The organism is Nocardia sp. PLKS1-43, from assembly GCF_059510335.1.
Map to the genome: position 1 here is coordinate 1476417 of NZ_JCAJZQ010000001.1, position 13816 is coordinate 1490232.

General features: G+C 68.2%; 15 protein-coding genes. 4 read left to right on the forward strand and 11 right to left on the reverse strand.

Features of this window, described 5'->3' with window-relative positions; translation table 11 throughout:
* Positions 1 to 115: 115 nt before the first annotated feature.
* The 7 genes from AC5WS7_RS07070 to AC5WS7_RS07100 form a co-directional block, all read right to left on the reverse strand.
* Positions 116 to 1249, reverse strand: coding sequence for a coiled-coil domain-containing protein (locus AC5WS7_RS07070; RefSeq protein WP_495953775.1), 1134 nt, complete (start codon positions 1247 to 1249; stop codon positions 116 to 118).
* A gap of 609 nt (positions 1250 to 1858) precedes the next feature.
* Positions 1859 to 3577 carry a hypothetical protein gene (locus AC5WS7_RS07075; RefSeq protein ID WP_495953490.1) on the reverse strand — a complete coding sequence of 573 codons (1719 nt, stop codon included), beginning with the start codon at positions 3575 to 3577 and terminating at the stop codon, positions 1859 to 1861.
* Between the two features lie 43 nt (positions 3578 to 3620).
* Positions 3621 to 4259 (reverse strand): site-specific integrase, encoded by a 639-nt coding sequence (locus AC5WS7_RS07080; protein ID WP_495953491.1) that lies wholly within the window; start codon positions 4257 to 4259, stop codon positions 3621 to 3623.
* Between the two features lie 61 nt (positions 4260 to 4320).
* A complete protein-coding gene (locus AC5WS7_RS07085) occupies positions 4321 to 4488 on the reverse strand; it encodes a hypothetical protein (RefSeq protein ID WP_495953492.1) in 168 nt (55 codons plus the stop codon).
* A 199-nt stretch (positions 4489 to 4687) separates the two neighbouring features.
* Positions 4688 to 4843, reverse strand: a complete 156-nt coding sequence (locus AC5WS7_RS07090; RefSeq protein ID WP_495953493.1) for a hypothetical protein — start codon at positions 4841 to 4843, stop codon at positions 4688 to 4690.
* A gap of 47 nt (positions 4844 to 4890) precedes the next feature.
* Positions 4891 to 5106, reverse strand: coding sequence for a hypothetical protein (locus AC5WS7_RS07095; protein ID WP_495953494.1), 216 nt, complete (start codon positions 5104 to 5106; stop codon positions 4891 to 4893).
* 354 nt (positions 5107 to 5460) lie between these two features.
* Positions 5461 to 6423 carry an alpha/beta hydrolase gene (locus AC5WS7_RS07100; protein WP_495953495.1) on the reverse strand — a complete coding sequence of 321 codons (963 nt, stop codon included), beginning with the start codon at positions 6421 to 6423 and terminating at the stop codon, positions 5461 to 5463.
* A gap of 151 nt (positions 6424 to 6574) precedes the next feature.
* Here AC5WS7_RS07100 and AC5WS7_RS07105 point away from each other — a divergent pair, with 151 nt between their 5' ends.
* Positions 6575 to 7192, forward strand: coding sequence for a TetR/AcrR family transcriptional regulator (locus tag AC5WS7_RS07105; protein ID WP_495953496.1), 618 nt, complete (start codon positions 6575 to 6577; stop codon positions 7190 to 7192).
* A gap of 140 nt (positions 7193 to 7332) precedes the next feature.
* Here the strand turns inward: AC5WS7_RS07105 and AC5WS7_RS07110 are convergent, their stop codons facing one another.
* Complete coding sequence (locus tag AC5WS7_RS07110) at positions 7333 to 8361, reverse strand: glycoside hydrolase family 113 protein (protein ID WP_495953497.1); 1029 nt, start codon at positions 8359 to 8361, stop codon at positions 7333 to 7335.
* Between the two features lie 103 nt (positions 8362 to 8464).
* Between AC5WS7_RS07110 and AC5WS7_RS07115 the strand changes: the two genes are divergently transcribed.
* Positions 8465 to 9094 (forward strand): TetR/AcrR family transcriptional regulator, encoded by a 630-nt coding sequence (locus AC5WS7_RS07115; protein ID WP_495953498.1) that lies wholly within the window; start codon positions 8465 to 8467, stop codon positions 9092 to 9094.
* Between the two features lie 303 nt (positions 9095 to 9397).
* Here AC5WS7_RS07115 and AC5WS7_RS07120 read toward each other — a convergent pair whose 3' ends face one another.
* Positions 9398 to 10294 (reverse strand): RNA polymerase sigma-70 factor, encoded by an 897-nt coding sequence (locus tag AC5WS7_RS07120; RefSeq protein ID WP_495953499.1) that lies wholly within the window; start codon positions 10292 to 10294, stop codon positions 9398 to 9400.
* A 171-nt stretch (positions 10295 to 10465) separates the two neighbouring features.
* On the opposite strand from AC5WS7_RS07120, the gene AC5WS7_RS07125 reads away from it, so the two are divergent.
* A complete protein-coding gene (locus AC5WS7_RS07125; protein WP_495953500.1) occupies positions 10466 to 11161 on the forward strand; it encodes an NAD(P)-dependent oxidoreductase in 696 nt (231 codons plus the stop codon).
* A gap of 29 nt (positions 11162 to 11190) precedes the next feature.
* Here AC5WS7_RS07125 and AC5WS7_RS07130 read toward each other — a convergent pair whose 3' ends face one another.
* Entirely contained in the window at positions 11191 to 11901 is a 711-nt protein-coding gene (locus AC5WS7_RS07130) for a class I SAM-dependent methyltransferase (RefSeq protein WP_495953501.1), read from the reverse strand.
* Between the two features lie 185 nt (positions 11902 to 12086).
* A complete protein-coding gene (locus AC5WS7_RS07135; protein ID WP_495953502.1) occupies positions 12087 to 13088 on the reverse strand; it encodes a pirin family protein in 1002 nt (333 codons plus the stop codon).
* A 157-nt stretch (positions 13089 to 13245) separates the two neighbouring features.
* On the opposite strand from AC5WS7_RS07135, the gene AC5WS7_RS07140 reads away from it, so the two are divergent.
* A complete protein-coding gene (locus AC5WS7_RS07140) occupies positions 13246 to 13731 on the forward strand; it encodes a MarR family winged helix-turn-helix transcriptional regulator (protein WP_495953503.1) in 486 nt (161 codons plus the stop codon).
* The last annotated feature ends 85 nt before the right edge of the window (positions 13732 to 13816 follow it).

Consider the following 13816-nt stretch of genomic DNA (forward strand, 5'->3'; position numbering starts at 1 on the left):
CGTGTTCCCGGCCGTGGTGAGTGTGCGGACAGTGGACGGGCATAAGTCCAATCGACGTGTCGCACACAGGCTCTCACGGCCCATCTGTCTCGTGTCGATATGCGTCGAGCGGAAATCAGTGTTCGGTGGCGGCGGTTTCGGGTCGTGGTGCGGGGCCGCGTGAGCGGTCCAGGAGGTCGTCGGCGAGGCGTTCGGCGCGTTCGGCGCGGGCGAGGGTTTGCGCCCGCGCGTCCTCGACGGCGGCGAGGCGTTCGGCGGCGTCACGATGCGCGGCGGCCAGTGCGGCGGTGTGAGCGGTGCGCAGGGCGGCCGCCTCCTCGGCCGCCGCGCGCCGGGCGGCGGTGAGTTCGGCTCGGGCATCGGCGATCTCGGCGCGCGCGGAGGTGAGCTCGCTCCGGCTTCTGGCGAGTTCGGCGCGGGCTTCCGCGAGTGCCTCGGCGCGTTCGGCGGCCGCGGTTTCGGCGCGTTCGATTGCTCGTTCGGCGTCGGCAACGCGCTGCACGGCCAGGTCACGCTCGGCCGCCGCGGCGGTGATCTGCTGCGCTGCTTCACGTTTCGCGCGCTCGATATCCGCCGCGCACGCCGCTCGAACCCGCGCGATCTGCTCATCGGCCTGTTCTCTGACCCGTTCGAGATCCTCGCTGGTCTCGCGGCGGATGGCGCGCACCTGGGTCTCGGCCTCGGTGCGTGCGGCGAACACGTCCTCGGCGGCCTGGGTGGTGATGGTCTGTACCTCGGTGAGCGCGTCGTCGCGGGCGGCGAGCGCTTCGGCGATGCGGGCCTCGGCGGCTTCGGCCGCCGCGGCGGCGTCCTCGGCCGCGGATTCTGCTGCGGCTCTGGCCTGTTCGGCCTCGCGGCGGGCCTGTTCGGCGGCGACCGCGGACATCTCGGCCTCGGCGATTCGCTGCGCGGCCTCGGCCTGCACCGCCTGGACCTGCGTCTCGGCGATCGACGGATCGGCCAGGGTGGACAGTTCGGCGACCGCCGAGTTCAGCGTGCCGCCGAGTTGTTCGGCCAGCGTGCGGAACTGATTGAGCAGTTCATCGGCCCGTATCCGCGCCGCTGTCACCGGACCAGGTTGCGTCACAGTGACATTCGCGGGCGATGATTCGTCCTGCTCCTGCTGCAGCCGTTGACGTTCTCGCCAGGCTCGCCACCGGGTGTGTTCGGGGTGATCGCAGTATTCGGAGGGACGCCCCGGTCCGCCGCTCTTGGTGATGGTTCGCGAACAGCCCGGGTAGTTGCACATCGTTGCCACCGAGGAATCGTAGCGTTTGTTTCGTCAATAACAACGCAATGACACGAAACGAAACCCAGTGCGCCGCAGAACGATCGGAAACGATCTGACCGCCGATAAGTGAACGTTATCGGCGGTCAGACTCTTCAGCGGCAACTGATACACCCGAGAATCGTCAAGGGTTTTTCGTTTGCGTTTGCGTTGATCAAACACAACGAAACCACTACGTAATTGCTCGAAAACTGTGCTCGCTGGTGCATCCGTACCAAATGTGGCGCGCGGCCCGCAGATCAGCGGAGAATGATCGCGCCCAGCGTCCGCTGCACCACTGCCTCGAACCGCGCCGCGATCACGGAGGGCCGCGCGCAACGAATCGTCGTCCTGGGACGTGGCGGCGCGGGCAAGTCCACGCTCGCCCGCCGATTGGCCGCCGCGACCGCACTGCCACTCACCGAACTAGGCGATCTTTTCCGGTCACCGGATGCCGTCTCGCTCCCCCGCGAACGCTGGGCGGGGACCCAGCGAGAACTCATCGCGCAGCCGGCGTGGATCCTCGACGGCGATCTGGTGCGAGGCCGCACGAGAATGTCAGTGTGGATGCCCGCATGGTTGGTGTCGGGTTCACTCGTCGATGACTTCGATCCGGTGGTCTTGGACGATGTGTCCGTTTTCGTCTTCGATGCGGAGGGCTTCGATCCTGGATCTGACGGTGGGATGCACGCCGTTCATGAAGTGCATTTTCAGTTCGGGTGGTTTGCCGTCGACCCAGTACTCGCGGTTCATGTAGGAGATGGCCAGTTGCCTGCGGGCTTGTGCTTCGAGGTCTTTTTGCCCGGAACGTTGCGCGGCGGGGTCGTTGGTTTTGACTTCGTGCCAGACGCGGCCCTGGTCGGTGACGATGTCGACCTCGCTGGCCATCCGGGCCCCGGTCGGTGTACTGACGTCGACGAGCGGGCCGAGGTCGTGGACGTTATCGAGTTTCTGCGCCATTCGGATCTCACCCTCGTATCCGCGAATGTTCGCTTCAGGCCCTTCCAGGACCGCGTCGTTGATCATGCGCCGGGTGACCGCCTCGCCCGCCGCGGTCCGGGTCTGCACTATGTCCGAGAATCGCGTGACGATGTCGCGGTGCGCATCGATCCCTGCCTGCCAGCGATCAGCTCCTTTCTCGGCCAGGTCCGGCGACCTGTCCAACAGCGTGTTCAGGCGTTGCTGAGTCGCGTCCAGGCGCTGGTGCATGGCGGTGATCCGTTCGCCGGCCGCGCGGAGTTCGGGTTCGGACAGCGGCTGTTGCTCGTACCGGTGGATTTCGGCGAGCCGGTCAGCGATGGTGACACCATCGCGGTCAGCTCCTGCCTGCATCTTGGTGAACCACTGACTGGTGTTGTTCGCCGCGACGCTGTCGATCATCCGCTGGGCTTTCGCGGTCTGGGTGAACGCCTCGGTTTGCCGCTGAGCAAGCCGGTCGGCGACGTGTGGCGGGAATCCGTGCCGGGCGAATTCGGCTCGTTGTTCCAGCAGCGTCTCGCGGTAGGTGTTGGCCATCGGCGGCTGGCGGTAGTCGTGGTACCGGTCGTGCAGCAGGCTCTTGGCATCGGCGATCGCGCGCTCGTCGGCGCCGCTGTTCTCGATCCGGGCCACGGCTTGCTTCAACCCCTTGGGCAGCTGCTCGGCCTGCTCGCCGCGGGTTGCCAGGCGTTGCAGCATGTCATCGACATGCAGTGGCCCGAGCGCACGTGGCGATGCGGCGACCTCGTCCAGCACCTGGGGCAGCTCGATCTTGTCCGCCCATTCGGTGGTGCGGGCTGCCGCGTCACGCCGGATCAGCTGCTGAGCTCGTTCCCCGCGCAGATATTCGTCCACCTGGCCCCGGGCCGCGGCGTCCGCCGCGTCCGCGGTCTCGCCGCGTTCGCGCAACTCGCGGGATTTGTTGTTGAGGAATTCCTGACGCAGAGTGCGCTCACGCACTCGGTACTGCTCCTGGTACCGGTCCAGCACCGCCTGCTCGGTCCGTGCGGTGGTGTCGGCATCCGCGCCCGAGGCCCGCACACGGTCGAGCAGACCGGTCACACCTTCGGGAGGACCACCCGGGCCACCACTTCCGCGATGGCCGTGAGTGGTGGTCGTCGGCCGATCCGTCTCATGCCCGCGGCTTTCGAGGAGTTGACGGTCACGCTCGTCGGCGTTGCCGAATCTCTGCCTTCTCACGCGAACTTCCTCGGCCAGGTCACCCAAGGTGTCGTGCAGGTGGGGACCTGTCCGGCGGCTGAGCAGTTCGACCATGTCGTCCGCCATCCGCTTCAACTGCTGTAGTAGTTCCTCCCCGGGCACACCCGTCATCGCCGGCCGCTCTCACCGTGCACGTCGGGCCTGGACGCGGATCTCATCTGCCGGTCACCGGCCCGCTCGCCGACGAGCGGGCCGGGTCGCTGTCGGCCTGATACCGTCGCAGCCCGGCGTCGGAGACTCGCGCGTATTTGGCGAGGCTGCGCACCGAGGTATGACCCGACAGTTTCATCAGCACCGGTGTCGACGCGCCCTGTTCGGCGGCGTGGGTCAGCCGGGAGTGTCGCAACTGGTGCAGCGTGTACGGGCCGTCGTCGAAACGTTCGGTGTGGGTCTCGAACAACTCCGCTGCACGCCGATACGACAAGCGGCCCTGCCCGGTCGAGGGATCGATATCGTTGCGGGCCACCGAGGATCGCGCTCTGCGGTCGGTGAGAAACACCGGACCGGACTCGCGCCCGGCGAGCATCGGCGGCAGCAACCGCGCAGTGCCGATCTGCCAGGCGATGACCTCCCGTGCCCCGCCCTTGCGGATCACCACCGCGCACCGGTTCGCCGTATCGAGATCGGGCACATCCAGCATCAGTACCTCCTCGGCGCGCGCGCAGGATTCGTAGAGCAGGTGCCACAGCACCCGTTCCCGCAGCGGCGCATCCGATCCCGGGATCTCGGTGACCCGCTCCCGGCTCAACGCCTTACCGGTGTCCGGAGGCGCGGGCCGCGCCCGCAACCGCACCAGCGGATCACCGACCAGCCACTACTGCTCCCCCCGTGCACGCACGCCGCGGCAAGCGTGGTCAACCGGGTGTGGAAATGTCTTGGCGGCCTTGCCGTCCCGTAGGAACGTGTACCAGCCGATCCAGCGCTGCCGCGTAGGTCGCGCGGGTGTTGGGCGCGGTGATCGTGGCCAGGTAGATCCACACCGCGGCCGACAACCGCACACTGCTCGTCGACGTCGGTAGCATCCGGACCCGCCCGCCCCACTCGACCAACCTCCCACCAGTACCGCAGATAGTTTCCCGAGTTGCCCCTGCTCGAACGGTACATCGTGGCAGGACGACTCCGGCATCGCCGCATATAGTATGCGACCATATGCGGCAAATTCTCAGCGCAGATTCCCGCCGCCGACGCGTCGACTATCCGCGCGACAACCGTTGCGCCTCATCACATCAGCACCCGGAACCGCTCGGACAACACGTCTTCGAGCAGCAGGTCGAACTCGATCGGTCTGCGCGGCGGCGTCCCGCCGATCCCGAGCGCATCGGACAGTGTGTAGCGAATATCGCGCGGTGTGGGCCTGCGCGATCCGGCCGAGGTCATCGCGCTCACCGAGGATGTCGCCGCACAGGGCCCACTGGACATCCTGATCAACAACGCCGCGCAGACCGTTCACCGCTCGGCCGGTGCTCCCGGGCCCGGAACCGCACCCGGCATGTCATCGCCGTCGTGAGCAACTCCCGCAGAGAAGCGTTGACCGACAAGGTCTTTCCCGACCCGGCGTCACCATGCACGAACATCATGGCCTCCGCATCGATCACGCGGGTGAGGTTGTCGCGGGTCAGCAGCAGCGCCTCGGTAGCCACCGTGTGCGCCCGTCGAAAGTCCGAGGAAATGATCGGCCAGGGCGTCATCGACATCCACGCCGGGGTTGCGGGGCGTTCGGCTCACTGGGGTCCTCGGTCTGGGCCCAGCGTGCCATGTGGCAGCCTGCTCCTCGGACAGCTCCCGGCGGGCCGCGGCGTTCGTGAGCGAGTCCAGCCGCTTCACCGGCTCGGGCACCATCGAACCTGCCCCGGATCGCTTGTGCCGCAACGACTCACCTTTCTGTCGCCGCAGTAGTACCTCGGCGGCGGTGGACGCGGTCGGGTTTCTCTACGGCATGTCCGGATCGGCCCGGCCGTGGCGGTCCGCGAAAACTCGGACCTCTGAAGGCCGACTTACCCCGCTAGGGCCACGCGGAGGAACTCGAGTATCTCTGCTTGGGCGACTTCGGCCTGCGGTTCCATACCCGGCAGGGTGAGGAAGGCGTGCCGGGCTCCCGGGTATTCAGTGAGCCGCACGGACGTTCCGGCCGCTCGAAGCCGTTCGGCGTAGCGGCGGCCGTGGTCGGCGAGGGCGTCCCGAGTCGGCACCACCAGCAGTGCGGGCGCCAGCCCGCTCAGGTCGTCGGCGTGCAGCGGGGAGAATGCGCGGGCGTCGGATCCCGGCGGGACGGCGAGCCGCTGCAAGAACCGCAGCACCGGCAGGGCGGGAGTCGGGCTGTACGCGTATTCGGCGATGGAGGGGTGATCGTACATCGTCTCGGTCACCTCGACCGCGGGATTCACCAGTACCTGGGCAGCGAGCCGCAGACCGGCGTCGCGGGCGCGGATCGCGGTCAGGGCGGTGATCAGTGCGCCGAAGCTCTCACCGAAGACGGCCGTGCGCGCCGGGTCGACACCCCACCGCGTGGCGTGCCGCACCACATGTCCGAGCACGTCCCAGCCGTCGTCGGCGGCGTGTGCGAGCGTGCTGTCCGGGGCGACGAGGCGGTGCTCGACCGAGACGACGAGCGCGGGCAGGCGGGCGGCGAGGTGGCTGTTGGTCCAATCACATTGCGCCGCGGTGCCCACGAAACCGCCTCCGTGCACGTGGATCACGAGGGGCAGGTCGGTCGGTGTGCCGACCGCGCCGTCGCTCGCCGGCACCGGCCGGTAGACCCGGACCGGAACGTCACGGCCCGGCAGCGCCAGCACCTGCCACTCGATCGCGGCCCCGGGGTCCGGCTTTCCGATGATCGGCCACGCCGCGCTGGAGGCCCGCCAGCGATTCTCCGCCTCACGGTAGGCGATCAGTTCCCCGGCTGTCATCGCCGAGAACTCCGGCTCGGGCGGCCGCGGCACGACGGTGGTCTCGCTCATATCTGTCTTCCTCCTCGATCCGGCAACGCTTCCCGGCCGGATGTCAACAGTGTTGCACGCACCGCGTGCAACGGCAAGTGCATAGGTTATGCTGGGCCTGGACGAGAGAGGTGAGATGGCAGGCCGAAGGCGTTGGTCGACCGAGGAAATAGTGGACACGGCGGCGGAACTGTTGCGCACGAGCGACACCGAGTCGTTCAGCGTGCGCAAACTCGCCGCAGCGCTGGGTACCGACTCCTCCAGCCTTTACCGGCATTTCCGGAACAAGACCGAGTTACTGCGCGAGGTCGCCGACCGGATCCTGGTGGCCGCGATGGACGGCTACCGCCCGGAGGGTGACTGGAAAAAGCGCATCACCGCAACCGCCATGCGCCTGCGGGCGGCTTTCGGCGAGCACCCCCAACTCGCCGCGATCTGGGGCCGCTACGGCTCCGGGGGCACCGGTTCCCGGCTGGTCATGGAGGAGGTGCTGCAGGCGTTGCGGTCCTCGGGCCTGCCCGATGAGGAAATTCCGCTGCGGTATCACCGGCTGGTGATCCTGCTCGCCGCGTTGATCGCCGCCGAGGCCGGTATCGGCACCCTGGCGCCGGACGAGTACGAACAGGGCATGGAGCAGTTCCGGGTGGCGGTCCTGGGCGCCGACCCCGACCGCTTCCCTGCCCTGGCTCACTTCGCCCGCGAGATCCGGCCCCTCGGGGCCGACCGCCGCGCCGCGTTCGAGGAGATCCTCGCCGCCCACCTCGCCCGGATCGAGGTCGCACTTGCCTGATCGGGAACGGCGCCGGAGTCCTCGTTTTCGGATCCCACGGGCAGGGCGGTCGCGCCGAACGCCGACGCGGTCACACAACGGCTGAAGGGTGCGGTTCTCTGCCCGTCCCCGGCCCTGGAACGCTTGCGAGCGAACAGGTTTCACTCCTTGCCGCGGTAGTGCTCGGCCACGGCGGCGAACGCGGCCTTGGGTTCCCACGGCATGTCCGGGTAGGTCCTTCCGTGGCGGTCCTCGAGGACTTTGACGATGCCGAGGCTGGCCAGGTCCAGGTCGTCGCGCGGGTCGCCGTCGGGACGGTGCGGGTGGCTGTACAGGGCGAACAGGAACACGAAGGCGCTGTCGACTCCGGCGCTGTCGAAGATCTCCAGCAGTTCGGTGAGGTAGGCGGCCTGCCCGGCCTCGTCTCGGAGGTAGTCACCGTTCAGGCGCACGGGATCGCCTGTGCGCGGATCGGTTTCGACGATTTCGTTACTGCGTGCGGCGACCTCGCCCGCCCCGCGCCACGTCGCGGTGCCGAAACCGGTGATCGCCACCGGTTTCTCCCGCGCGACCAGGGCGCGCACGCCCTCGGCGAACGTGTCGGCGACCTCGGCGGTGCGGATGAGTTCGACCGATACGAAATCGAAAGGCGTCCAATCGATCTGCTCGTACGGTATGGCGCAGTAGGTGAGCTTGCCGCCGAAATGCTTGCGGACCACGGCGACCGCCTCGGCGAGGAAGCGGTCGAGGCGAGCGGTGGCCTCACCGAGTGCGCGCAGGCGGCCAGGACTTTCCAGGAGTCGTTCGAGCCGCGGCCCGATGTCCTCGCCCGGTAGGAAGCCGCGGTTCATCAGGGTCAGTTCGACGCCGGTGACGAAGACGACCTCGGCTCCGGCGCGACGCAGACTTTCCGCCCGCCGGGCGCACTCGGCGAACAGGGACAACGTGTCCTCGGCGTTCAGTTCCAGCGGGTACGGACAGAACCAGATCTCGAGTCCCAGGTCCGCGGCGTGCCGGGCGGCGAGCTCGAGCCGATCGGGGTCGCCACCGGTGATCTGGACCGCGGTGCAGTGCAGATCGTCCCGGATGATGGCCAGCTCCCGCGCGACCACGGCGGAGTCGAACTCCAGCCGCGAGTAGGCGCCGTTGCGGACGAATCCGGTGTCGTAGGTCATTCCCTTGCCGCGCATATGTCTATCCCGTCTGTGGATCGGCGATGTGGCACGAGACTAAGCGCAAAACATGCGTGCACGCAATATTTCGCATACGCATGTTTTGTGTCATGATGAGGTCGTGACGAGGACATCGCCGGGATTGCGTGAGCGCAAGAAACAAGCCACCCGCGTGGCGCTGCGGGAGGCGGCGCTGCGGCTGGCCCTGGTCCACGGGCCGGACAATGTGCGCGTCGAGGACATCGCCGAGGCGGCCGGCGTCTCGCCACGCACCTACAACAACTATTTCTCCAGCCGCGAGCAGGCGATCGTCGACGCCGTCACCGCCGATCGGGAGGCGCGGGTTGCCGACGCGGTCGCCGCACGCTCGCCCGGGGTGCGGCTCGCCGACGCGGTCGCCGACGCGGTCGTGGCGCAGTACACCGACCCGCGCGAGCACCACCGGGAGGCGCTGGCGATGATCATCGCCCGGCCGGCGCTGCGCGCGGCGTTCCTCGGCGCGACCGGGGCGATCACCCCGCCGCTGGCCGAGGCGATCGCCGCCCGCCTGCCTGCCGGGCAGGACCTCACCGGCGAGGTGCTGGCCGCGTCGGTATGCGCCGCGGTACGGATCGCGCTGGACCGCTGGCTGCAAGCCGCGCCCGGCCTGGAATCCGCGGGGTTCGTCGTCACCTCCGGTTCGCTGCCCGAACTGCTGCGTCGAGCCTTGGCCCCGCTCGGACCGGCTTTCGACGCGGCCGAGAACAGCTGACCGCACCTGCCACCGGGCCGATCCCGTGCCCGGAACGACGATCGAAACCCTTTGCGGGAGCCGCACTTCCGCTGACTCGCCCGCACCCGCCGGGGCTGGATCCGGGCTTCCGGCCACAGTGCTGACGGGCGGGTCCGCCCGGTCGTCCCGCGCGTTTGCCGCACATCGGTGAGTGCGCGACTTCAGCTGTCGCGCAGACGGTTCGCACCGACATCCGGGCGAACCTACGCGGATGTCGATGTGGCGGGCCGAGATTCGTTGCCTATCTGACGTTCCTGTGATGCTGTGGCCGAAATCGCGCGATCAACGGTCGAGGACGGTTTCGGTGTGCAGGCGGGAAAGCTTGTGCGGATTGCGCACGTAGTAGAGCCCGGTGACCAGGGCGTTGTCGATCCGCACCGCCACGACGCCGTCGATCCGGCCATCGAGCCGGATGATCAGCGCGGGCCAGCCGTTGACGTGTGCGGATTCGGCCGATGCCCGCCCGCCCATCCAGCCCGTGCCGCCGCTCAGCACGCGCACCACCCGGTCGGCGCCGATGATGGGTCGCAGCGTCGCCTGCTTGACTCCGCCGCCGTCGCCCAGGAAGACGACATCGGGTGCCAGAACATCGAGCAGTCCCTGTAGATCACCGGTTTCGACCGCCCGCTGGAAAGCTCCGAGCGCTTGCCGGGCCTTGACCGCGCTCACGGCACCGCGCGGCCGGCGCGCGGCGACGTGGGCACGGGCGCGGTGGGCGATCTGGCGGACCGCGGCGGGGCTTTTGTCCACCGCGTGCGCGATCTCGTCGTAGGCCATGTCGAACACTTCGCGCAGCACGAACACCGCCCGCTCGGTCGGGGCCAGCGTTTCGAGCACCAGCAGCATCGCCATCGACACGTTGTCGGCCAGTTCGATGTCCTCGGCGACGTCGGGCACGGTGAGCAGCGGCTCGGGCAGCCACGGACCGATATACGACTCGCGTCGGCGCCCGAGAGTACGCAACCGCCGGATGGCCTGGCGGGTGGTGATCCGGACCAGGAACGCGCGGTGGTCGCGCACCGCGCCGAGATCGGCGCCGGCCCACTGCAACCAGGTCTCCTGCAGGACGTCCTCGGCGTCGGCGGCCGAGCCGAGCATTTCGTAGGCAACGGTGAACAGCAGGTTGCGGTGCGCGACGAAGGCTTCGGTGGCGGGGTCGGCGGGCTCGTCGTCGCGCATGGTGGGTCCTGTCTGCCGGTCGACGCTGTCCTGCATCAGTGGCGCGCCACGACCGATTTGTGACACCCGCACCGTGGTGGCGCTCGTCACAGGCTCGGGTTGTCACAGCCGGGCGGGCGCCGGGCACTCGTGTTCGCCCCGTTACCCGAACGAATGGAAGGACATCCCGTCATGCGTATCACCGTCTTCGGCGCCAATGGTCCCACCGGCCGCCTGCTCACCGGTCGGGCACTGGCCGCCGGACATCACCTCACCGCTGTCACCCGCCGGCCGGAATCGTTTCCGCTGCAGCATGATCGGCTCGAGGTGATCGGTGCCGACGTGCTCGATCCGATGGCCATCGATGCCGCGACAGCGCAGTGTGACGCGGTGCTGTCCACGCTCGGGGTGCCGCCCGGGAAGGAACCGATCGAGACCTATTCCCGTGGCGTGGCCAATATCGTCGCCGCGATGGAACGGCACGGGGTGCGCCGGCTCGTCGTGGTCAGCTCCAGCGGAGTGAATCCGCACCGGTATTCCGACGGCGGGATCCTGTTCAACCGGGTGCTGCTGCCGTATGTGACGCGTGTGCTGGGCAAGACGCTCTACGACGACATGCGCCGGATGGAGGAGTTGATCCGCGGCACCCGGCTGGACTGGACGATCGTGCGCCCGAACGGCCTGTATCACCTGCCGTCGGTCACCGACTACACCGTCGTGCAGGGCCACGCCGACGGCCGGTTCACCGCCCGCGTGGACCTGGCGGCCTGCCTGCTGGCCGCACTGGACGACGACCGCTACGTGCACACGACGATCAGCGTCATCACCACCGCCGACAACCCCAGCCTGTGGCAGTGGATTCGGCGCGAAGCGCTGGCCGGACGCTGACGGACGAGCCCGTCCGCCACTCGGGCCGGTCAGGCCTTGGTGGCCACGACCATGACGTTCTTGCCGAACAATTTGCCGGTCAGCGGCTGCAGCGCTCGGCTCAGCGGGAACAGAACACGGTCGTAGAACTCGAGCGAGCGGGGGTTGATGGTGCCATCGCCGGATCCGATCACCTTGTAGGCGAGGGTGGCGAAGAACCCCAGGGGGTCGCAGTAGCGCGATTCGACGATCTCGAGGCCCGCGTTGCGCAGGATCCGGTTCAGCTGCGTGCGGCGGTAGCGGCGGTAGTGCCCGACCTTGGCGTCCATCGCGGTGAACAGGATCTCCATGGCGGGCACGTACACGACCAGGGTGCCGCCGGGACGCAGCAGCGCGGCCAGGTGTTCGGCGGCGGCCTGGTCGTTCTTGATGTGCTCGAGCACGTTGAAGGTGTAGACGAGGCCGTACCGCTCGCTGTCGCAGGTGGGCGGCAGATCGTGGTCGACGACCTGAAAACCCTTGCCGCGCAGGATATGTCGTAGGCCCTCGTCCGGCTCGAGACACACCGGGGCGATCCGGCGCGCGGCGAGCATATCGGCGTAGGTGCCCGCACCCGCACCGAAGTCCAGCACACGCGAGTCGGTATCGCCGGCGCTCAGGTGGCGGTCGACAGTGTCGACCAGGAAGGTGTTGTAGTTGACCGCTCGGGCCATCGCTTCGAGATTGTCACACCCGGTGTAAGCGAAATCGCTGGTGGTCAAGGGGGTCCCATTCGTCGGTCGCCGCAGTGGTGCCGTGCCCGTATCGGGTGCCGAGGCTAGGGATTGTCACCAGAGCGTGTCAACGATGTCGGCCGGCGTGTCCGGTGATGGGTCCGGCCGCGGCGGGTGCGGTTCCGGATCGCGCGGGCCAGGGGTGGCGCGCCCGCGCGATCGGGGGTTCGGCCTCATGCCCGCGTGCCGGGCTCCGGGGCCGGGTCGCCGTCGGTGTGCGGCAGCTTCTCCGCGGGGATGACCCCGAACTTGCCCGCCTGGTAGTCCTCGAACGCCTGCATCAGCTCGGCACGGGTGTTCATCACGAACGGACCGTAGTGCGCGACCGGCTCCCGGATCGGGGCGCCGCCCAGCAGCAGAACTTCCAGATTCGGTTCGGCGGCCGGGGTGGCGGTGCCGGCGGCCAGGGTCAGCGCCTCACCCGGTCCGAAGACGACCAGCTGTCCCTTGCGGATCGGCCGCTGCTCCTGCCCGGCGGTGCCGACACCGGCCAGCACGTAGGCCAGCGCGTTGAATTCGCGGTTCCACGGCAGGTTCAGCTGCGCGCCGGGGCTGATCGTGGTGTGCACGAGACTGATCGGGGTGAAAGTGCTGCCCGGGCCGGTATGCCCGTCCAGTTCACCGGCGATCACCCGCAGCAGCGCGCCGCCGTCCTCGGAGGACAGCAGGGTGGCCTGCCCGCCGCGGATGTCCTGGTACCGGGGCGCGTTGAATTTGTTCGCCCGCGGCAGGTTCACCCACAGCTGGACACCGTGGAACATGCCGCCGGAGACCACCAGCGACTCCGGTGGCTTCTCGATGTGCAGGATGCCGCTGCCCGCGGTCATCCACTGGGTGTCCCCGTTGCTGATGGTGCCTCCGCCGCCGTGGGAGTCCTGGTGTTCGAAGGTGCCGTCGATCATGTAGGTGACGGTCTCGAATCCGCGGTGCGGATGCCACGGGGTGCCCTTGGGCTCGCCCGGTGCGTACTCCACCTCGCCCATCTGGTCCATGTGAATGAACGGATCCAGATCCGCGAGCGAGACCCCGGCGAACGCGCGGCGCACCGGGAATCCCTCGCCCTCGTAACCGGTCGGCGCCGTCGTCACCGATCGGACGCGACGCTGCGACGTCACCGCCGGGTCAGGGGTGTGCACCCGGGTGAGCGTCAGGGTGTCCGCTGTCACCGCTGGCATGGCGACCTCCAATGTAGTTGAAATTTTGTCTACCCCGACAACCATAGGTCGCTGCCGAACATTCCCGGTAGTGCGATGCGTGTTTTCCCGGCCGCTGCGGCGGCGTCGTCGACCGGCTCGTCTCGTATGATCAAGATTTGTAGCAGTGAGGAGTGATATGCCCGAGCCGAGCGAACTGCGTGCGGATCAAGTCCAGGCCTGGCGCGCCTATCTGGAGGGCAGCGTGCGACTGGAGACCTGCGTGGATGCCGCGCTGCGGGCCTCGAGCGGGCTGAGCCTGATCGACTACCACCTGCTGCTGTTGCTCCGCGAAGCTCCGCAGCATCGGCTGCGGATGAGTGAGCTGGCCGATCGTATGGTGTTCTCCCGCAGCCGCATCACCTATCAGGTCAATTCGATGATCAAACGCGGCCTGCTCACCCGCGAACCGGCCCCCGGCGACGGTCGCGGCTATCGCGCGGTACTCACCGCCACCGGGCTAGAGGCATTCCTGGCCGCGGCCCCCGATCATGCCCGCACCGTGCGCGAGTTGTTCCTGGATGAGCTCACCGAGGACGAACTGGCTTGTCTGGGAAGGATTTTCACCCGCATGCGGGCCCGGCTCGAACGCGCGGAGAACGACGCCGCGGCCACCGGCGGATAAGCGGTGGTATACAGTGACCGCTGCTCGACACCTCGGTGAGGAGACCAGATATGGCGGGTGAACTCGACATCTCCGGATAGACCCC

Coding starts and splice junctions, on each gene's coding strand:
- AC5WS7_RS07070 (WP_495953775.1), bottom strand. CDS start 1,249: ATGTGCAACTACCCGGGCTGTTCGCGAACCATCACCAAGAGCGGCGGA.
- AC5WS7_RS07075 (WP_495953490.1), bottom strand. CDS start 3,577: ATGACGGGTGTGCCCGGGGAGGAACTACTACAGCAGTTGAAGCGGATG.
- AC5WS7_RS07085 (WP_495953492.1), bottom strand. CDS start 4,488: ATGCTACCGACGTCGACGAGCAGTGTGCGGTTGTCGGCCGCGGTGTGG.
- AC5WS7_RS07090 (WP_495953493.1), bottom strand. CDS start 4,843: ATGACCTCGGCCGGATCGCGCAGGCCCACACCGCGCGATATTCGCTAC.
- AC5WS7_RS07100 (WP_495953495.1), bottom strand. CDS start 6,423: ATGAGCGAGACCACCGTCGTGCCGCGGCCGCCCGAGCCGGAGTTCTCG.
- AC5WS7_RS07110 (WP_495953497.1), bottom strand. CDS start 8,361: ATGCGCGGCAAGGGAATGACCTACGACACCGGATTCGTCCGCAACGGC.
- AC5WS7_RS07120 (WP_495953499.1), bottom strand. CDS start 10,294: ATGCGCGACGACGAGCCCGCCGACCCCGCCACCGAAGCCTTCGTCGCG.
- AC5WS7_RS07125 (WP_495953500.1), top strand. CDS start 10,466: ATGCGTATCACCGTCTTCGGCGCCAATGGTCCCACCGGCCGCCTGCTC.
- AC5WS7_RS07135 (WP_495953502.1), bottom strand. CDS start 13,088: ATGCCAGCGGTGACAGCGGACACCCTGACGCTCACCCGGGTGCACACC.
- AC5WS7_RS07140 (WP_495953503.1), top strand. CDS start 13,246: ATGCCCGAGCCGAGCGAACTGCGTGCGGATCAAGTCCAGGCCTGGCGC.